This window comes from Terriglobus albidus, from assembly GCF_008000815.1.
GTDB classification, from domain to species: Bacteria; Acidobacteriota; Terriglobia; order Terriglobales; family Acidobacteriaceae; genus Terriglobus; species Terriglobus albidus_A.
In genome coordinates, this window is record NZ_CP042806.1 from 4,742,656 (window position 1) to 4,761,430 (window position 18,775).

Sequence of the window (18,775 nt, forward strand, 5' to 3'; positions counted from 1 at the left end):
CACTGCAGAAATCCCGCAATCGTTCCGCTATGATTCACTCCGGAATTCCATTTCGCGGAACCGCGCTGCCCAGGGACAGGCAAAAGCTCTACCGCTTTGAGGGAGATCATCGTCACACTTGCCACTCGGAGCACCCCACGTGTACTTCTACTGTCAACTGTGGAGACGCAATGATTCGCACCAACCGCCGCGAGTTTCTCGCCATGGCAACCGCTGCCGCACTTGCCCCGGCGGCAATGGCACAGGATGATCCGGTCGCCCCGTTTCGGACACCATACAAATATCCAAAGCTTGTCCTCGCTCCGGCCAATTCGTCCATTCCAAGTAATGCTCCCGCCGGTAGTGAGGTCTTCGACTCGCGCGGAGTCGATGACCCGATCGTCTTTCGTGCCGACGGTATCTTCTACATGCTGTACATCGGCTTCGACGGAATCGGATACCAGACCGGCCTCGCCAGCAGCCACGATCTGGTGACCTGGAAGCGCGAAGGAAACGTCGGACCGCGCGACCCAAACTCGAAGTACACACGGTTCAATCTCGCGGTCAGTACCATCCTGCGCGACAAGAACCTTCACGGACGCGGCGACGCTATCAAGGTCGATGGCCAGTATCTCGCCGCCTGGCATGCCTATCCCGCAGCCGGATATGAGTCCGGTCCGGCTGTCATCGGCCTGGCGCGCTCTCGCGACCTTCGACACTGGACACTTACGGAACCGATCCTCCGTCCTGAAGAAGGAGAGGCGTGGGAACGTGGCGGCCTGTACCGTCCGGACCTCTTCGTCGAAAAGTATCAGGGTAAGCGGACCTATTTTCTCTACTACAACGCGAAGACAGAGACCCTGCCGAAGGATGAGGGAGGAGGTTGGCAGGAGCGAAGCGGCGTCGCCATCAGCACAGACCTGGTGCACTGGACGCGATCGCCACTCAACCCTCTTTTGGAAAATGGCCCAAGAGGCGCCGCGACCTATCCCGCGGAGAGTCCCCTCGCTGCAAACGCTCCCTCTGCCGACACGCGTGATAGCCGCTTTGCCTCAAACCCCTACGTCATGAAGTGGCATTCGAGCTATGCGATGTACTACTTCGGCTTCAACTACGAACGCCCGGGCCGCGCCCGTGAGCTGCTTGCTCTAGGCCGCGATCCGTTTCACTTTCAGAAGGTGCCGGAAGTCCTGATAGATACCGGCGCGCCTGGCTCCATCGACGAGACCTTCGCTCACAAACCATCGCTGATCTATCACGATGATGCGCTTTATCACTTCTACTGCGCCGTCTCGGGCAAATATCCTAATGAGATTCGCGGCGTCGCCGTCGCACGGTCCAAGCCATGGTGAGATTCCCGCGTTTAAAGAACACGGCCATTGCTGGTTTAGCAGCCTGGCCATTCATCGCCCTCTCAGTCGCTGCTCAGACACAGGCGGCACACGACAAAGCAGTTACAGCACAGGTCAGCCGAGTGCAGCAATACACAACAGCGGCAAGGCCATTCGCTGCGAACTGGGACTCGCTTGCGGCTTATCACACGCCTGCATGGTTTCAGGATGCGAAGTTCGGCATCTTCATTCACTGGGGCGTGTACTCCGTTCCTGCGTTTGCCAACGAATGGTATTCGCGGAACATGTACGTCCCGGGCAATAAAGCGTACGAACATCACATCGCGACCTACGGACCGCAAAGCAAGTTCGGCTACAAAGACTTCATCCCGATGTTTCGTGCGGAGCACTTCGATGCCAGCGCCTGGGTTGACCTCTTCCAGAAAGCTGGAGCACGTTATGTTGTTCCCGTAGGCGAACACTGCGATGGCTTCGCCATGTATGCCTCCGATGTAACGCCGTGGAATGCCAAAGCGATGGGACCGCATCGCGACATCGTCGGCGAACTCGCGACCGCGACACGGGCACATGGCCTGCGCTTCGGTGTCTCCTCGCACACAGCTGAGCACTGGTGGTGGTACGTCCTTGGCCGCACCTTCGATTCCGACGTGCGTGCCATGAGTTCCACTGCGACGAACGAACTCCCACCAACCTCCCTGCTGTACGGTCCGGCATCACCGCGGAATCTGCCTGCGGCAGATGGCATAGTGGACGATCACAAAGAGCCAAATCCCGATCACCTGGAACGTTGGGTGCCTCCCAGCCAGAACTTCCTGAACGAGTGGTTGGCAAAATCAACCGAAGTCGTCGATAAGTACCACCCAGACTTCATGTACTTCGACTGGTGGATCGGTCAGCCCGCGTTCAAGCCCGCACTGCAGCAGTTCGCTGCTTACTACTACGACCGCGGCGCCGAGCAGCACGAGCAACCGGTGCTCACCTACAAGCAGGAGTCCATGCCCGCCAACGCCGCCACCCTGGACATCGAACGCGGCAAGCTCGATACGCTCCGCTTGCTGCCCTGGCAGACAGATACATCGGTTTCCATCCACTCCTGGGGATACGCTGAGCACGATGAGTACCGCACGGCGAGATCGCTCGTGCATCAACTGGTCGACACCGTCTCCAAGAACGGCAACCTATTGCTGAACGTAGGACCGAAGGCGGATGGCGCCATTCCCGAAGAAGCCAGAACCGCTCTGCTGCAGATCGGTGACTGGCTAAGAGTGAACGGCGAGAGTATCTACGGCACCCGCCCCTTCACCGTCTTTGGGGAAGGCCCCACCAAAGCACCAAAGAACGCAACCGAGAAGAACAGCGACATCCAGAACTACACGGCTCAGGACATCCGCTTCACGGTCTCGCACGGAACAAAAGAACCGCTGCTCTACGCGACTCTTCTGGGATGGCCCTCGCAATCTGAAACGGTTATCCACACGCTCTTCGCCGGAAATCCATACCTTCCTGGTGCAGTGTGCGCTGTCGATCTGGTCGGAGGCAAATCGAACCTGTCCTTTCAACAGCGGCCAGATGGAATGCATGTGACCATGCCGTCCTCCCCTGAGGGCCTCGGCGATATCGCCTACGTGTTGCGTATTCACACACACTGCAAGTAGGAAGCTAATCCCAAAGTTTCTTCCTCGGCGCATCTGTTCGCACCGCAGGTGCGAATGCCTTGCTTAAGCGCACGGCTTCAGCTGTTAAGTCTCCAGACATCCTTTACAGTCGATTTGCTCGCAATTCCCTATAAAGAGCGGTCGTAGTGGCTAGGGAAAGTGGGAAAAGGCCTTTCTTTTTCCAAGGTTGCGCAGCAACCGCCTTTTCCTGGCCTCTGTTGACCTCACAGGACTTCCGGCACAAAAGTGTAAAGGATGTCATGGAACTGAACAGCTTCAGCCGTGCGATAACCAGCCGCAAATGGAAGCGGCTTTAGCCGCTGAGGGCAATGTAGTGGAGAAGAGGGATTCTCCGCTCAGCTTCATCCCGACACACTACGAAATGACGAAACAAAAGATGCGGACAAGATGTTGCGTAGGGCAGTGGACGCTTTGCCCTCAGCGGTTAAAACCGCCTTTTCGCTCAATTTACGGGACGGCTGGAGCCGTCCCCTTAACAAGACATTCGCACCTACGGTGCGAAACGGTTGCGCTTGCGCAATGTTTGTTGAGGAATGCGGGGAGTTCGCACCAACTTCCAGTTCCGCAATGCGGCCTACATACTAATCATCTCTGCAAAATCCTTTCGGGAATCCAATAGCAACATCTGATTTCATCGTTCCGCTTAGCGGACTCAAACATTGAATCGCGCGCGACTACACGAACAAGCTCTCTGCCCCTGGACTGCTTGCGCCGCTGAAAGAGCTTTATTCTCGCAATCATTCTTTACGCGTGAAGCGCCCAGGAGTCCATCTACAACTCTCGACGACGTTGACATCCGCAAAAGCCGGTCGCTAGCGTATCGCCCATTCGCATACAAGACCATGTTTTCAGCGAACCGGAGAGCATCATCATGTTCAGGAAAGTAATCGTTTTCTTCCTGCTCGTCATTACCGCAGGCATCGCCAGTGCGCAAGAAGACCGCGGACGCATCAGCGGTCTGGTCATCGATCCTTCAGGAGCAGTTATCCCCAATGCGGCCGTTACCCTCCACAGCGAGGCTACCGGCGTTGTCCAAACCAAGACCAGCGACTCCTCTGGAGCCTATCTCTTCGACCTGCTGGTTCCCGGTCTCTACACCGTGCAGGTCTCGGCGCCCGGCTTCAAGAGCTTCGAAGCGCAGCATGTCCGCGTGGAAGTCGCCGATCGTGTGGGCGTAAACGCAACCCTCGAGATCGGTGCAAGCACTGACACCGTCACCGTGCAGGAATCAGGTGGGGCGCGCCTGAAGACCGAAGACGCCACACTCGGCTACACCGTCGAAGCGCGGTCCATGATGGATCTGCCCATCCTCTACAGCAATCCGTTCGATCTGCAGCTTCTCGCGCCGGGTGTCTCCAGCACAACTCTCAACATTAGCCATACCTATGAAGGCGGCACGGAGAGCGCTTCGGTCAATGGCGCCCAGACCGGACGCACTGAGTTCACGCTCGATGGAGCTCCCAATACCCGCAACGCCGGTCCGGAGACTTCAGCCTATACGCCATCGCGCGACTTCGTCGGTGAGTTCCGCCTGATCACTTCTCCCTATGACGCGACGCTCTCGCACACGGCGGGCGGCTCCATCGACGCCAGCCTGAAGTCCGGTGGCCGCCAGTTCCACGGCGGAGCCCAGCTCTTCGAGCAGTTCCCCAATGTGAACGCGCCCCAGTTCTCGCAGGGGCCTAGCGTCGCTCCCGCCGCGAAGTTCAATCGCGAGAGCGTGGAAGTTGACGGCCCCATCATTCCGCGCAAGCTCTTCTTCTTTGCGGGATATGAGAAGCAGTACAACAAGCAGGCAGCCAGCACCACGCTGCAAACCGTTCCCACCGTCGCCGAGCGCGATCTCGGCGACTACTCTGCACTGCTGGCCGCCGGCACCACGACGACGACGCAGTATACCTGCCCCACCAACGGCGCAAAGCTAACAACCAAGCCGTACAACACCTTCCAGATCTTCAATCCGTACTCCACGCGCGTCGATCCGGCATGCCCCGCGCTGACGCTGCGGGATCCCGTACCGGGCAACATCATCACCAACTCGCGCAGCCTTGACCCTGTGGCGCAGCGCATTCTGAAGTACTACCCCGACCCGACGCCGGGTCTCGGCAACAACGTCGGACAGAACAACTTCACGTCGGTTGCGGCAAACGTTGACTACTACTGGAGCGCGGCCACCCGTATCGACTACACACTCTCAGAGAAGCAGAAGCTCTTCGGGCACTACATCATCAGCAACCGCAACCAGCCCGGCAAGAACCTCTTCTTCCCCGGAGCCAGCGGAAAGACGAACATCATCCGCAACAAGGCCGCCGTTCTGGATTACGTCAACATGCTGACGCCGACCTTCCTGATCAACCTGCGCTATTCGCTCACACGCAATGTCGCAACAAGCAGCATCGATGCCAGAACCACGGCGACCGATCTCGGCGTAAACGCCAACGCCTTAGCGCTCGCAAATCCCCGAGGCCTTGGCTTCCCCTATGTCGCACCGAGCGGTTTTGCCACGCTGGGCAACGCCGATCCCAGCTTCGAGTACGACACCATCCACGATGGCCAGGTAAACCTCACCAAAACCCTCAGCCGGCACAACGTCCGGTTCGGTGCGGAGTGGAGACTCTACCAGACCAACCAGGCCGACCTGACCTCGGAGAAGCTGTTCATCTCATCGAGCGGCTTGTACACCCGCGGACCATCCAGCGCCCTCACCGCAATCCCGATGGGGCAGAGCCTGGCATCCATGCAGTTCGGCATCGCCGAAACCACCAACGTCCGCGTGAATGCCGCGACCGCAAACACAACGACCTACTGGTCCGGCTACTTCCAGGATGACTGGAAGGCGATGCCGTCGCTGACCGTGAACATAGGTCTTCGCTATGAGTACGGCAGCCCCATCCGGGAACGGAACGGCAAGAGCATTACGTACTTCGATAACAGCGTTGCCAGTCCCATCAACGGAGCCGCACAGGCAAAGTACATCGCAACCTCCACACCGACCGAGCAGCGCCTGGTTGCTCCGAACAGCTTCGCGGCCAACGGAGGCGTGCGCTTCGCTCAACCGGGCCAGGACGACTGGAACTCTCAGACCATGAACTTCTCTCCTCGCATCGGCTTTGCGTGGAATCCCATCCAGAAGCTGGTGGTGCGCGGCGGATTCGGCATCTTCTACCAGCACTATGGACAACTGGTGCAGTACAGCAACCCGCTCGGCTTTACGCAGAGCACCAGCACCGTTGCATCGCCCGACAACGGCATTACCTACACCGGCACGCTGCAGAACCCCTTCCCGTCGGGAGTGGTTGCACCGTCGGGCAGTTCTCTTGGCCTGCTGCAGAACGTTGGACAGACGATCAGCACCTTCTTCCCACGCAACGCGAAGACGCCCTATAGCGAGCGCTATTCCCTCGGTATCCAGTACCAGCTTCCCGGCGAGATCATCCTCGAGGCGGACTATGTTGGCAGCGTCGGCCGTCATCTGATGATCACCCGCGACTACAACGGAGTTCCCAATAGCTGGCTCGTTCCCGGAACAGTCCGCACGCAGGCGATGAACGACAACAACACCCTGCTGACCGGCAACTATCCCAATCCCTTTTCCGGCCTGACGGTTCCAGGCTGCGCTCTCTGCGCGCAGTCGACGATCTCTGGTTCACAGCTGGTGAAGCCGTACCCGCAGTTCACCGGGCTTACCAACAACAAAGACACCTCAGGCATGAGCAACTACAACGCCGCGCAGGTCTCGCTGCAGAAGCGTTTCTCGCACGGCTACAACATGAGCGTCTCGTACACCTTCTCGCGTCTGTTGGATGCGGTGAACTTCCTCAACGCCGGCGACGCCGCACCCTGGTACGGCGTCTCCAATACCGACTACCCACACGTACTGACAACCGCGGCGATCTACGAACTTCCCTTCGGACATGGAAAGGCCTTCCTCGGCACCGCACCGGGATGGATGCATCAGATTGTCAGCGGCTTCCAGATCCAGGGAACCTACCGCATCACCAGCGGCCAGCCGCTCAGCTTCAACGGCTCCGGCACCACCCTGACTCCGGGATTCACTTATGCCGACATCGGCGGGTCATCGCGCCACAACGCCGTACAGTGGTTCAACAGCAACGCCATCCGCAATGCGCGCGATCCGAAGTCCGATCCCACGCTGCCGGAGAGCAACGGAAGCTCCACTTACGCCAATCAGTACGCTCTTGTCTCCAACCTTCGGGTCTTTCCGTTCCGGTTCAACAACGTCCGCCAGGACTACCAGAACATCCTGAACGTCGGTGCCAGCAAGAAGTTCTTCGTCTACAAAGAACGCGTCCAGGTGAACCTGCGGGCGGAAGCCGTGAATGCGCTGAACCATCAGGTCTTCACCAATCCAACCACCGATCCGTCGAGCACGGCCTTCGGCAAGATCACCGGCCCGGCTAACCAGGCACGCATTCTGCAGTTCGCGGCCGAGGTCCACTTCTAACAAGTTGCACGTCACTTACTCCACCCTCTTCGCGCCGAGTCGCGAAGAGGTTCTTTTTTGCCATGGAATAAGCTCCTGATCGTGTATGGACGGGTGCCCCATATCTGGCGGCTTCATCGCTGCAAACCCACATCTCGGCGTAGCCGAGATATTGATGGGATAAGGAAGAAGGCTTCAGCGAAGATCGAGATAGGTAAGGGTTAGAGGACTGACCTATCGGGAAGATCAGGAGAAGCCTTCTTATGCAGATTGTAGGTTGTGATTTCCATCCGCGGTGGCAGCAGGTTTCATTTTTAGATCAGGAGACTGGCGAGTACCGGGAAGCGAAGCTGGTCAACGGAGACGGCGAGGCGGAGCGGTTCTACCGGTCGTTGTCTCCAGGAGCGCTTGTAGGGATCGAGTCGTGCGGCAACGCGCAGTGGTTTATTGATCTGCTGAGCAGTCTGGGTCACACGGTGTGGGTCGGAGATGCGGCGAAGATCCGAGCCAGCTATGTACGGAAGCAGAAGACGGACCGCCGGGATGCGGACCATATCCTGAAGCTTCTGGTGGAGGACCGGTTTCCACGGTTGTGGACGCCCTCGGCCGAGCAGCGGGATCTTCGTCAGCTGCTGATCCACCGTCACAAGCTGGTAGAGATCCGGACCCGAGTGAAGAACGGGCTGCAGCACCTGGCGATGAACCGTGGCGTACAGAAGCAGTCGCGGTTGTGGAGCGTTCGGGGGAGGGCTGAGTTGGAAAAGCTTCCTCTGGAGGGCTGGAGTGCCCGGCGACGGGAAGATCTGCTGGAGCTGATGAAGGGTCTGGACCGGCAGATCAAGGAGCTGGATGAGGCAGTCGTGCAGGCGGCCAGGGAGGATGCGAAGGCGGAGCTGTTGATGAGCCAGCCGGGAGTCGGTCCGATCACGGCGATGGCCTTCGTACTGACCATCGGCGATGTGAGCCGGTTCGAGTACAGCGGGAAGGTCGCCAGCTATCTGGGCCTGATCCCCAGCGAATACACCTCGGGCGGCAAGCGCAAACTGGGAGCCACCAGCAAGCAGGGCAACCGGTTCATGCGCCAGTTGCTGGTCGAAGCAGCTCAGACGGCCTGCCGGCTGGATGAAGGATTTCGAAAGCAGTATCAGGCTCGCTGCCACCACAAGCCGAAAGCAGTGGCCAAGGTGGCGGCAGCAAGGAGGTTAGCAGTGCGGCTCTACTGGATGCTCAGGCTGAACAAACGCTATCCAGAGATCGCCCATATCGAGAGCAGCTCGGGGGTGCCCCTGGCCATCCATGGTCGTGACGTTGAGTGAGCGCTTTCGCATCCAGCACAGGCTGGATGTCCGCATAGAAGCATCATGGCCTGTTGTATACGGTCGAATCGATGGTTGGTGGGGCTAGGCCCCACAGAGATGTGATGCAGCGTTGAGTTACCCCAGAAGACACCGGTCCTCTAACCCCTTGCCTCTGGACTCTCAAACGGTGCTCCCGCATCGAATAATGACGTACGCTCTTTTTACCCCTTGACACAGTCTTCTTCCTTATCGAGGGGCACCCTGGTGTTCAGGGACGAATTGACGTGGATCGCCCCGATCCTCTGGCCCTACGCATAAATTTTGGTGATTGGTGGCGGTGGACAGAATCGAACTGTCGACCTACGGGTTATGAGTCCGTCGCTCTAACCATCTGAGCTACACCGCCGGCGCTTGGAAGGAACTGACGCACCAAGGTGGCGCAACCAGCTAAACTTCATTTTACGGCAAAACGCCGCGAACGGAAACCTGCATCCCGATGTCCACGAAACCACACGTCCTTGGCGTCATTCCTGCGCGCCTTGCATCCACACGGCTCCCACGTAAAGTTCTGCTCCCTATCGCCGGCAGGCCCATGCTGGCCTGGGTATACGAGGCCGCAAAGGCCTGCCCCGGGCTCGACGACCTGATCGTCGCTACCGACGCCGAAGAGGTCGCCGCCCTCTGCCGCGAGAACGGATGGCCCGTTGCCATGACCCCCTCCGACCTGCCCAGCGGCACCGACCGCGTTCGCGAGGTAGCCCGGCATCACTCCGCCGATATCTACGTCAATATCCAGGGCGATGAACCGTTGCTCAAGCCTGAGCACATCGATGCCCTCCTGGCGCCCTTCAACAAGCCCGACGTCGATGTCACCACGATCAAGACGCTGTGCACGCCAGAGAATATCCACAACCCCAACGCCGTAAAGGTGGTCACCGCTCTCGACGGCCGCGCGCTCTACTTCTCACGCGCCACCATCCCCTATCATCGCGATCGCATCGGAGACGTGCCCTACTGGAAGCACATCGGGCTCTATGCATACCGGCGGCAGACCCTGGAGCGTTTTACCGAGCTAGGCCCTTCCGCGCTGGAACAGACTGAACGCCTGGAGCAGCTACGCCTGCTCGAAAATGGCTTTGCGCTCTACGTGGAGCCGGTCCACTTCGACACCATCGGAGTCGATACGGAGACCGACCTGAAGGCCGCCGAGGCTGTCCTGCTGAAGCGCCACAGTTAAATCCAAGTGGCAAAATACGAACGGGGACCCCATGGGTCCCCGCTCTCTATGACAGGCTTGCGCCAGATCAGATGGTGAGAATCTCTTTTTCCTTCGCCTTGAAGAGCTCATCGATGCGCTTGATCTCAGCATCAGTCAACTGCTGCACCTCTTCGGTTGCGCGCTTCTCATCGTCAGCCGAGATAGCCTTGTCCTTGCCGGCCTTCTTGATCTGATCGTTACCATCGCGGCGGATGTTACGGATGGCGGTCTTGTGGTCTTCAACCGTGGAGGAGAGCTGCTTGACCGCCTCTTTGCGGCGGTCTTCGGTCATCGGAGGAATCGGCACGCGGATGATCTTGCCGTCGTGCATCGGGTTGAATCCCTGACCACCCATGCGGATGGCCTTTTCGATCAGACCAACAACGCCGAGATCGAACGGCTGCACCACAATGAGCTGCGGCTCCGGCGTGTTGATCTGCGCAAGCTGATTGATGGGCATCTCGCTGCCGTAGTAATCCACGCGGATGTTGTCCAGCATGTGCACGCTGGCCCGTCCGGTGCGAACGCCAAGGAGATGGGCGCGGAATTCCTCCACCGACTTCTCCATGCGTCGCTTGAGATCCTGATGCAGATCCTTGAGCGCGGGAATATTTGCCATTACCGATGCCATACAGTCTTCCTCAATGCGCGGGTGCGCAAATGTTGATTCTAGAGGATTGGCCTGATTTTGTGGGGGCGTCAATCGATTCCGGGTATTTTTGTTGGGTCCAGGGCGTGTCGGCCTCGTCTGAACAAATTTGCACGCCGACGACAGGAACTTGATGGCACACCCGGTGTCCATACGACGAAGATCTGCGGAGCAGAGCATCCCCCTGATGGAGATCGATATGACGTCTGTCCCCCTCTCAGAGGAGGTTGAGAACAGAATTCAGGCCACGTTCTCAGGTGAAGTAGCTCGCGAGTCGGCGCGCAGCATGTTGCTGGAGTATCCGACCGAACCGTGGCACGGCGAGGTAAAACGCGTCAGGATCGGGATTTTACGAATCTGCCAGGGCAACCTGGAACGGATGCGGCGCCTGGTCGACATCGCCCAAAAGGACTATCGGGATCTACTGATGCTTGCCGAATATCTGCCGGCCGACAGCAGCAAACCACTCAGCCTGAGAAACGCACGCAGAAAGACTCCCGACGAGTAATCCTTACGCCAGGCCGGTGGACTGCGCCTGCTCATGCGCGTGGTAGCTGGAGCGTACCAGCGGACCGCTCTCCACATGCCGGAAGCCCATACGCAGCGCCTCTTCCTTCAGGAAGGCGAACTCCTGCGGCGTGTAGTAGCGCTTCATCGGGATATGGTCTTTGCTGGGCCGGAGATACTGTCCGATGGTCAGAATGTCCACTTTGATCGCCGCCAGATCACGGAAGACCGCGAGCAACTCGTGCGTCTCCTCGCCCATGCCGACAATGATGCCGGTCTTGGTCACCTGGTTCGGGTTCAGCTCCTTCGCCAGGCGGAGATAGCCGATGGAACGCTCATAGCGGCCGCCCGACTTGGCCACCCGATAGAGCCGCGGGACGGTCTCGATATTGTGATTCAGCACCTCAGGCCCCTCAGCGACCACCATGCGGATGGCCTCTTCCGTGCCTTGAAAGTCGGGAGTCAGCACCTCAACCTGGCACTCCGGCGCCAGCGCACGGATCTGGCGAATAACCTCGACAAACGCCTGGGCAGCTCCGACGTTGTCATCGTCACGATTCACGCTGGTGATGACGGCATGCTTCAGGCCGAGCGTAGCCACAGCCTCTGCCACGCGTCGCGGTTCCTCATGGTCAATGGGCTCGGGCTTTCCGCTTGGCACCGCGCAGAATCCGCAGCGGCGGGTGCAGCTATTGCCCAGCATCATGAAAGTGGCTGTCTTATGGTTCCAGCACTCGCCGATATTCGGGCAGTGCGCGCTCTCACAGACGGTGTGCAGCCCAAGCTCGCGCGTAAGCTTCTTCAGCGCATGAAAGGTCTCGCCCATGGGCGCCCGCGCCTTCAGCCACTCCGGCTTGGGAGCAGGCTTACGCGGAGAGAGATCGATTTGAACCAGGTCTGACGCGGCAACAGGAGCCATCACCCTCTATTGTAGTACTGCGACTGCTAATGGACGCGGTCGCGGACCTCTGTCCGGATCAGGTACAGGAAAAACACCATGCCGAATCCAGCCATCACAATCAGCCGAAAATCGCGGGTGGTCGTGAAACCGAACAGGTAGCCGAGAGACAGCAGCAACGAACCGGCGGTCACAATGGCCCAGCCCCAGCGGCGTAGACGCAACAGCCCAAAGACGCCGACAACCAGCAGGGTGGCCACCGGCAGTACAACGTACCTGCCCTGCTGGTTCCACACTCCGTTGATCGCACCAAAGACGCCGAACAGCGCCACCACCAGCATGAAGATGCTGATCATCGCCATACCAGGCAGCATGCCCGAGGCGCGAGGAGCAGGTTTTTGAGGAACGTCACTCATAGGGTGTGCAGATAGGCCAGCAGGTCGGCCATGTCCTTATCATTTACGCTTCCGCCCATCGCGGGCATCATGTTACGGCCATGCAGTACGGTGGACTGCACGCGCTCGTCGGTCGCCGCCGCCCCGCTGGGCAGATACTTCTTCTGATAGATCCCCATGAGAGCAGGGCCCTGCAGAGGTTTGTCTTCGCGATCGTTGTGACACTGACGGCAGCTTGTCTGAAAGACCCAGTACCCTCGGGTCTGCTGGTCATTCAGCTTCTGCAACGAAGTCGGCGGGCCAAGGTGACGGCACCCCAGTAACACGGTCGCGACAACAGCGGCCGTCAAAACAATGGATGTCTTCTGCAGCGGCATGCCTCTCTATTGTCGCATCATCGTTTCGGGTTGCGGCATGCGCACACCGGGCGACGCAATCAGGTGCAGCCGCCGCAGCACCTTGCGCGCCAGCCCCGTCAGCGGAAGATCAGCGAGTTGCCCCAGACGGCACCACTCATACTCGCGGATCGACAATGGCAGCGCCCTGAGCAGCGTCTTGTCTGCCGTGAAGACCTCGACGTAGTAGTTCGTATTCGTGATCGAGTGCCGCACACGTAGCGTCGGCGTATACTCCTCAACTCCATCCATAGGGAGCTCCGGCAGCTCATACATTCCCGGCATCAGGGAAGCATCCGTGGGGCGGCGATGCAGCATGACCTCGATGGCGGAACCGCGCTTGCGCTGATGCAGCAGATACGCCACCCGCCGGCTGCGCATCTTTTCACGAGCTTCGGTCTTATGCTCACCGCGGGTGCGGCAGAAATCATAGACCGGACACTGCAGGCACAGCGGCCCTCTGGGCAGGCAGATCGTAGCTCCAAGCTCCATCATGGCCTGGTTGTGGTCTCCGGGAGCGTTGGTTCCCGATCTCCTCTGCGGCACCACGGCGGCAGCCTGATCGGCGACGAACCGCTTGCTTTCAGAGGTAGCCTGCTCCGGCCTGCCGGTCAGGCGAAGCAGGACACGCTCTACGTTGCCATCCACCACGGCGATGCTTTCGCCAAAGGCAATGCTGGCGATGGCCGCCGAGGTGTACTCTCCAATGCCGGGTAACTTGCGTAGCTCAGCCGAGGTTGAAGGCAACACTCCGTCCAGCTCCGCGGTGATGAACTGCGCCGCCTTGTGCAGCATGCGCGCGCGCCGGTAGTAACCCAGACCGCTCCACACCGCCAGCACATCCGCCTCCGGCGCAAGCGCCAGAGAGACAATCGTGGGAAACTTTCTCAGGAAACGCGCATAATGCTCCAGCACGGCGTTGACCCGCGTCTGCTGCAGCATGACCTCACTGACCCATATGCGATATGGATCGCGGGTCTCGCGCCATGGCAGTGGGCGCGCATGCTGCTTGTACCACCTGGCGAGCACCCGCCGGAAGTCGGCAGCCTGCTCGGAAGGTAAATCCGTATTCGGCATAACAACCGATTTTAGAGCTTCCACATCGATGGAAGCTTTTACCAAACAAGATATTGTTTCCTATATGAAAAGAGGCGGCGGTCCCACGCCCTGTTCTCCTGCACCTGAGAGCGACAGGCGCATGCGGGATGCCTCGTTCCAACTGGCAACCGGCAACTGTTAACTGGCAACTGTTTTTCTAGCAGTTCTGATACTTCCAGTTTCTCTGCTTGCCTTCGGCGATCCAGGTCACGGCCTGCTCGATCCGCGTAGTACGAGTAGCATCACGTTTGGCCTCGTTGATCCACTCCAGGTATTCGCGTTTGCAGGAGGGGCTGAACGCCTCGTAGACCTTGGTCGCGGCTTTGTCCTTTTTCAGAGCCGCGGCAAACTCCGGATGGATCTCCGGCAGAGCCTTCGGCGCGGCCTTCTTTCGCTTCATCAGGCTTTCGCCGCCCTCAACCGCCACAGCAGCCTCTTTGATCAGCTTGAGCAGCATCCTGTCGGCGGGAAGGTCCTTCACCGAGGTGATCCGTCCTAGAGTCCCCATCGATCCATCGGACTCGAAGCCTGCCTCTTTCAACTGAGTACGAACGCTCGAAGCCCAGAGACCGAAGCTGCAATGCGCCTTGAACGCCGCCATGTTGGCGACGATCTTGCCGCCGGGCGTCGTAAAGAACGGCATGCTCCACTTGATGGTTTCCTGCACCTCGGGCAGCGCCCGGTGCATAGTCTCGCGGATATGGTTCAGAATCGGCTGGGCAAAGGGCTGTGCCTTTGCAATGTAGGCATCGACGCGCGCGTCCATGCGCACCATCATACGGTCGAAGCTCCGGAACGGTTACCTAATTTCTGTCGCTACAGACTCATGCGTCCGGCGATCTGTTTCCTTCGTCTGAAATAATGTCAGAACGTGGAGAAGAAGCCGCCAAGCCGCCGTAGCGAGTCGATCGATAACTATCTGAAAGCCATCTTCTCTCTGGGTGGCGGAGATGATCATCTGGTGGGCTCCAAGCAGATCGCCGATCGCCTGGGCATCGCTCCCGCATCCGTGACCAACATGCTGCAACGTCTTGCCGGGCAGGTACGTCCGATGGTGCGCTATGAGCGCCATCGCGGGGTCAAACTCACCGCGGTAGGACGGAAACGTGCGCTCGAAATCTTACGCCATCACCGGCTGCTCGAGACCTTTCTCTTTGAAGTACTCGGCTACCCGATCGAGGAACTTCACGACGAAGCGGAGCGCCTGGAGCACTTCATCTCAGAGCGTTTCGAAGAGCGCGTCGCCTCAAGGCTCGGTAATCCAACACAAGACCCACACGGACACTGCATCCCCGCACTCGACGGCTCCATGCCCCCGCAACACCGCGCCGGCTGCCGCTGTTATGTCTAGTTGCTGGTTGCTGGTTCCTGGTTGCTAGTTTTCCTGGGGCGTATCGATAGATTCCGGATAACCCATGCACTGGGTGCCCCACATACGCGAAGCTTATGTGGGTGTATCGAGCGCAAGCTCGATCCGTCTTGTTGCTTTCTCAGAGTAGAGAAAAGCGGTCGCGCGTAGCGCGATGCCCACATAAGCTTCGCGTATGTGGGCACCCGGCTCCGACAATCCCGCTACGACTTCACCGACGGAAAGGTCAGCGTCAGTCCATCCTCCGACGCCGTGAACTGCACTTCATCCAATGACGGCACAATCCAGTCCGCCTGCGCCAGCTCTTCCTCGGTATGAGTTCCCAACACCGCCAGAACACGAGCTCCGGCAGCCTTGCCTGCACCCACGCCGGCAGGAGCGTCCTCAATCACGATGCACTCCTCCGGAGCAACACCCAGAAGCGCAGCACCGCGCTGATAAGGTTCCGGATGGGGCTTACCGTTGGTCACCATGTCGCCGGCAACCAGTTTCTCCGGCCAGGGCAGGCCGGCCGCTTCCAGACGAACCTCCAGCAGGCGACTGGTGCACGAAGTGACAATGGCCCAGCGCTCCGGCGGCAGTGTCGTCAGCAGACGTCTTACACCGGGCAGCACCTCGATATCGTCCGTGTCGGCCATCTCCAGGTCTTCAATCACCCTCAGACCCTCTTCCGGATCGATGTCTGGGCGAAGATTCTTCACCGTATCGATGGCGCGCGCACCGTGGGGAACGTTGTAGTTCTCGGCGTCAGGAACGCCGTACATCTTCGCCCACTGGCGCCAACAGCGGTTCACGCTGCCGATGGAACTGATCAGAACTCCGTCATTGTCGAACAACAGGCCCTTTGCGGAAACAGTGATGCGTTCAGCCATGCAACACAAACTCCCGCGCAGACTCCAGAACTTTGTTCACCGACTCCACCGAGCACGACTCACAGTAGACACGCAACAACGGTTCCGTTCCGCTGGCACGCAGCAGCAGCCAGGTCTCGGCGGCATTCGGCTTCGTCGAGGCCTCAGGATTGTCCAGGAAGAACTTGATACCGTCCATCGTCTCCACCCGCAGCACCTTCATGCCGGCGAAGGCATCCACGCCTGCCTTGGCGCGGTTGATAGCGCTCTGCTTCAGGCTGTCGTCGATGTGCATGTCGATGCGGCCATACTGGTGCTCGCCATACTCTGCCTGCAGTGAAGCCACAAGTTCGCCCAGCGTCTTCTTCTCATCAGCCATGATGTTGGCCAGCAGCAGGCTGTTCAGCAGGCCATCGCGCTCCGGCAGATGCTTGGAGATGCCCATACCACCGGACTCTTCCCCGCCGATCAGGATCTCCTTCTCCAGCATCAGGTCGCAGACGTACTTGAAGCCGATACCGTGCTCATTCAGCTTTCTGCCATGCTTCGCGCAGATGCGATCGATCATCTTGGTGGTGTTGAAGGCACGCGTCACCTCTCCTGGCCACTGCTTGCGTTCGATGAGCCACTTCAGCAGAACACAGAAGATCTTGTGCGCATCCACCACGTTGCCGTGCTCATCAACGGCGCCGATGCGGTCTGCATCTCCGTCGGTGACCAGGCCGGCATCGCATTTCTCTGCGACCACCACCTTCTGTGTCAGCGCGATATGCGGAAGAATCGGCTCGGGGTTGATACCCGGGAAGCTTGGATTGACCTCGCTGCGCATCTCCACATTGGGGATACCCGCTTCGTCAAAGATGCCCTTAATCACACCGCGACCGGCGCCAAACATGGTGTCGATCAGGAAACGATAGCCGGAGGCCTTGATCGCGCCCAGGTCCACAAACTTCTTGATGGCCGCAATGTACTCCGGATTGAAATCGACCTCTTCAATCGCAGCCGGCCTCTCTGCTGCTGGAAGCGGAGCCAGCAGATAGCTCTCAATCGCTGTCATGATGGAGGGCTTACCGCTGCCGCCGTAGCTGGCCTTGTACTTCACGCCATTCCACTCCGGCGGATTATGGCTGGAGGTGATCATCACCCCACCCGCCGCCTTACGGCCACGCACAGCGTAAGAGAGCGCAGGCGTCGGCGTAATGCCATTTGCCAGAAAGACCGGGATTCCGGCAGAAGCCAATACCTCGGCCGCTACTTTGGCAAAGCTCTTCGAACCGAAACGAGTGTCATACCCAATGCAAACGCCGGCTGCCGGATCTTCGTGTTTCAGCACGTAGTGCGCAATCGCGCTGACAGCGACTCGGACATTGGCATAAGTAAAATCATCGGCGATGACGCCGCGCCAGCCATCCGTCCCAAACTTAACAACGGTCTTCGCTTCGCTCATTTAAATCAGCTCTTTTCTGCCGAGTTCCTGCAGTGCCTTGACTACCTTGCCTACATCCTGGGAGTGCTCGCGTGTGGTCACCAGCAGAGCGTCTTCCGTCTCAACCACCACAAGGTCGTTGACACCTACCAGCGCCACAGTGCGCTCCTTGGCATAGACGTAATTGCCTTTGGAGTTCAGAGCGATCACGCCCTGGCCGTCGACGACATTACCGTGCTGATCGCATCCGGGCGCGGCTATCGACCGCTGATGCTCATGCAGGGCAGCCCACGAACCAAGATCATTCCATCCGAACTCCGCCGGGATGCAATAGATACCTGAGCTCTGCTCGCCCTTACCCGACCGCGGCTCCAGTACGGCATAGTCGATGGAAATGTTCTCGCACTCCGGATAAAGACGCGCAAAGACCTCTTCAAACTCAGGTGTGCCATAGGACTGCGCGATCTCGGTCAGCTTCACCGCAACCTGCGGCACGTGCTCGCGCAACGCATTCGCCAGCGTGCGCGCCGTCCACAGGAAGATACCGCTGTTCCACGAATAGCGCCCGGTCGCGACAAACTCAATCGCCGTGGGCTTATCCGGTTTCTCCGTGAAGCGATGGACATGGCGCACAGGCAGCAGCAGGCCCGGCGCGGGCATGGCGACATCACCCTGCTCGATATAGCCATAACCTGTCTCTGGCCGGGTCGGCGGAACACCCATGACAACAATGTTGTCTCCCGCTGCGGCGACTGCAATCCCGGCGCGCAACGCGGCAGCGAAACGGCCGGCGTCTTTCACGACATGATCAGATGGAAAGATACCGATGACCGTGTCCGGCTCATCGCGCTCCATCAGAAATGCAGCAAGACCGCAAGCCGGCGCCGTATTACGGGCTGCCGGCTCACACAGGATGTGCCCCACCGGTACATCCGGCAACTGTGCACCGATCTTCTCCGCGAGGACCGAGTTCGTGATCACCCAGATATTCTTGCGTTCTGTGGTCAGCGCCAGGCGGTCCACAGTCTGCTGAATCATCGTCCGTTCGCCGTCAAGCGCCAGGATCTGTTTTGCTGTGGCCTTCCGGCTGCGAGGCCAAAAGCGCGTACCACTGCCGCCTGCCAGAATGACAGGCACAAAATTGGGGGCTTTCGAAGATGTCTGTTCCATCAGTCTCCGC

Annotated in this window: 16 protein-coding genes and 1 tRNA gene; 7 read left to right on the plus strand and 10 right to left on the minus strand. The window is 59.1% G+C overall.

All coding sequences use genetic code 11. The features are described from left to right. The first annotated feature begins 170 nt into the window (after positions 1 to 170). The 4 genes from FTW19_RS18950 to FTW19_RS18965 all read left to right on the plus strand — a co-directional run bounded on the left by FTW19_RS18950 (position 171) and on the right by FTW19_RS18965 (position 8,767). Positions 171 to 1,331, plus strand: coding sequence for a hypothetical protein (locus tag FTW19_RS18950; protein WP_147649142.1), 1,161 nt, complete (start codon positions 171 to 173; stop codon positions 1,329 to 1,331). After that, the gene (locus FTW19_RS18955) at positions 1,325 to 2,986 is read left to right on the plus strand and encodes an alpha-L-fucosidase (RefSeq protein ID WP_147649143.1); all 1,662 of its coding nucleotides are present in this window, start codon (positions 1,325 to 1,327) and stop codon (positions 2,984 to 2,986) included. The genes FTW19_RS18950 and FTW19_RS18955 overlap by 7 nt, the downstream gene beginning before the upstream one ends. Before the next feature lie 892 nt (positions 2,987 to 3,878). After that, a complete protein-coding gene (locus FTW19_RS18960) occupies positions 3,879 to 7,472 on the plus strand; it encodes a TonB-dependent receptor (protein WP_147649144.1) in 3,594 nt (1,197 codons plus the stop codon). 242 nt (positions 7,473 to 7,714) lie between these two features. After that, a complete protein-coding gene (locus tag FTW19_RS18965; protein ID WP_147649145.1) occupies positions 7,715 to 8,767 on the plus strand; it encodes an IS110 family transposase in 1,053 nt (350 codons plus the stop codon). Between the two features lie 311 nt (positions 8,768 to 9,078). Here the strand turns inward: FTW19_RS18965 and FTW19_RS18970 are convergent. Then, positions 9,079 to 9,155 (minus strand) — tRNA-Met (locus FTW19_RS18970). A 90-nt stretch (positions 9,156 to 9,245) separates the two neighbouring features. Here FTW19_RS18970 and kdsB point away from each other — a divergent pair. Beyond that, positions 9,246 to 9,986 (plus strand): 3-deoxy-manno-octulosonate cytidylyltransferase, encoded by a 741-nt coding sequence (gene kdsB, locus FTW19_RS18975; protein WP_147649146.1) that lies wholly within the window; start codon positions 9,246 to 9,248, stop codon positions 9,984 to 9,986. 67 nt (positions 9,987 to 10,053) lie between these two features. Here the strand turns inward: kdsB and frr are convergent, their stop codons facing one another. Continuing rightward, on the minus strand, positions 10,054 to 10,638 hold the full coding sequence (frr, locus tag FTW19_RS18980; protein ID WP_147649147.1) for a ribosome recycling factor: 585 nt from the start codon (positions 10,636 to 10,638) through the stop codon (positions 10,054 to 10,056). Positions 10,639 to 10,855: 217 nt separating this feature from the next. Between frr and FTW19_RS18985 the strand changes: the two genes are divergently transcribed. Beyond that, positions 10,856 to 11,164: a hypothetical protein gene (locus FTW19_RS18985; RefSeq protein ID WP_147649148.1), complete on the plus strand. Its 309-nt coding sequence runs from the start codon at positions 10,856 to 10,858 to the stop codon at positions 11,162 to 11,164. A 3-nt stretch (positions 11,165 to 11,167) separates the two neighbouring features. Here FTW19_RS18985 and lipA read toward each other — a convergent pair whose 3' ends face one another. From lipA to FTW19_RS19010, 5 genes are all read right to left on the minus strand, one after another. Then, positions 11,168 to 12,082: a lipoyl synthase gene (gene lipA, locus FTW19_RS18990; RefSeq protein ID WP_147649149.1), complete on the minus strand. Its 915-nt coding sequence runs from the start codon at positions 12,080 to 12,082 to the stop codon at positions 11,168 to 11,170. A 26-nt stretch (positions 12,083 to 12,108) separates the two neighbouring features. Continuing rightward, positions 12,109 to 12,477, minus strand: coding sequence for a hypothetical protein (locus tag FTW19_RS18995; protein ID WP_147649150.1), 369 nt, complete (start codon positions 12,475 to 12,477; stop codon positions 12,109 to 12,111). After that, positions 12,474 to 12,833: a c-type cytochrome gene (locus tag FTW19_RS19000; protein WP_147649151.1), complete on the minus strand. Its 360-nt coding sequence runs from the start codon at positions 12,831 to 12,833 to the stop codon at positions 12,474 to 12,476. Before FTW19_RS19000 ends, FTW19_RS18995 begins: the two co-directional genes overlap by 4 nt. Before the next feature lie 6 nt (positions 12,834 to 12,839). Continuing rightward, complete coding sequence (locus FTW19_RS19005) at positions 12,840 to 13,928, minus strand: A/G-specific adenine glycosylase (RefSeq protein ID WP_147649152.1); 1,089 nt, start codon at positions 13,926 to 13,928, stop codon at positions 12,840 to 12,842. A gap of 178 nt (positions 13,929 to 14,106) precedes the next feature. After that, positions 14,107 to 14,727, minus strand: a complete 621-nt coding sequence (locus tag FTW19_RS19010) for a YdeI/OmpD-associated family protein (protein WP_246153399.1) — start codon at positions 14,725 to 14,727, stop codon at positions 14,107 to 14,109. A gap of 93 nt (positions 14,728 to 14,820) precedes the next feature. Here FTW19_RS19010 and FTW19_RS19015 point away from each other — a divergent pair, with 93 nt between their 5' ends. Then, positions 14,821 to 15,300: a metal-dependent transcriptional regulator gene (locus tag FTW19_RS19015; RefSeq protein ID WP_147649153.1), complete on the plus strand. Its 480-nt coding sequence runs from the start codon at positions 14,821 to 14,823 to the stop codon at positions 15,298 to 15,300. Positions 15,301 to 15,521: 221 nt separating this feature from the next. Here FTW19_RS19015 and FTW19_RS19020 read toward each other — a convergent pair whose 3' ends face one another. Genes FTW19_RS19020 through FTW19_RS19030 form a run of 3 tightly spaced genes read right to left on the minus strand, consistent with a single transcriptional unit; the run spans position 15,522 to position 18,765 of the window. Beyond that, positions 15,522 to 16,190, minus strand: a complete 669-nt coding sequence (locus tag FTW19_RS19020; protein ID WP_147649154.1) for an HAD-IA family hydrolase — start codon at positions 16,188 to 16,190, stop codon at positions 15,522 to 15,524. Continuing rightward, complete coding sequence (locus FTW19_RS19025) at positions 16,183 to 17,616, minus strand: phosphoglucomutase/phosphomannomutase family protein (protein WP_147649155.1); 1,434 nt, start codon at positions 17,614 to 17,616, stop codon at positions 16,183 to 16,185. Before FTW19_RS19025 ends, FTW19_RS19020 begins: the two co-directional genes overlap by 8 nt. Further along, complete coding sequence (locus FTW19_RS19030) at positions 17,617 to 18,765, minus strand: mannose-1-phosphate guanylyltransferase (protein ID WP_147649156.1); 1,149 nt, start codon at positions 18,763 to 18,765, stop codon at positions 17,617 to 17,619. Positions 18,766 to 18,775: the final 10 nt, after the last annotated feature.

What these genes read in the sequence shown, in the direction of transcription:
- FTW19_RS18995 (WP_147649150.1), bottom strand. Translation starts at nt 12,477, where the DNA reads ATGAGTGACGTTCCTCAAAAACCTGCTCCTCGCGCCTCGGGCATGCTG.
- kdsB (WP_147649146.1), top strand. Translation starts at nt 9,246, where the DNA reads ATGTCCACGAAACCACACGTCCTTGGCGTCATTCCTGCGCGCCTTGCA.
- FTW19_RS19005 (WP_147649152.1), bottom strand. Translation starts at nt 13,928, where the DNA reads ATGCCGAATACGGATTTACCTTCCGAGCAGGCTGCCGACTTCCGGCGG.
- FTW19_RS18985 (WP_147649148.1), top strand. Translation starts at nt 10,856, where the DNA reads ATGACGTCTGTCCCCCTCTCAGAGGAGGTTGAGAACAGAATTCAGGCC.
- FTW19_RS19025 (WP_147649155.1), bottom strand. Translation starts at nt 17,616, where the DNA reads ATGAGCGAAGCGAAGACCGTTGTTAAGTTTGGGACGGATGGCTGGCGC.
- FTW19_RS18950 (WP_147649142.1), top strand. Translation starts at nt 171, where the DNA reads ATGATTCGCACCAACCGCCGCGAGTTTCTCGCCATGGCAACCGCTGCC.
- FTW19_RS18965 (WP_147649145.1), top strand. Translation starts at nt 7,715, where the DNA reads ATGCAGATTGTAGGTTGTGATTTCCATCCGCGGTGGCAGCAGGTTTCA.
- FTW19_RS18960 (WP_147649144.1), top strand. Translation starts at nt 3,879, where the DNA reads ATGTTCAGGAAAGTAATCGTTTTCTTCCTGCTCGTCATTACCGCAGGC.
- FTW19_RS19000 (WP_147649151.1), bottom strand. Translation starts at nt 12,833, where the DNA reads ATGCCGCTGCAGAAGACATCCATTGTTTTGACGGCCGCTGTTGTCGCG.
- FTW19_RS19020 (WP_147649154.1), bottom strand. Translation starts at nt 16,190, where the DNA reads ATGGCTGAACGCATCACTGTTTCCGCAAAGGGCCTGTTGTTCGACAAT.
- FTW19_RS19030 (WP_147649156.1), bottom strand. Translation starts at nt 18,765, where the DNA reads ATGGAACAGACATCTTCGAAAGCCCCCAATTTTGTGCCTGTCATTCTG.
- FTW19_RS18955 (WP_147649143.1), top strand. Translation starts at nt 1,325, where the DNA reads ATGGTGAGATTCCCGCGTTTAAAGAACACGGCCATTGCTGGTTTAGCA.
- FTW19_RS19010 (WP_246153399.1), bottom strand. Translation starts at nt 14,727, where the DNA reads ATGATGGTGCGCATGGACGCGCGCGTCGATGCCTACATTGCAAAGGCA.
- lipA (WP_147649149.1), bottom strand. Translation starts at nt 12,082, where the DNA reads ATGGCTCCTGTTGCCGCGTCAGACCTGGTTCAAATCGATCTCTCTCCG.
- frr (WP_147649147.1), bottom strand. Translation starts at nt 10,638, where the DNA reads ATGGCATCGGTAATGGCAAATATTCCCGCGCTCAAGGATCTGCATCAG.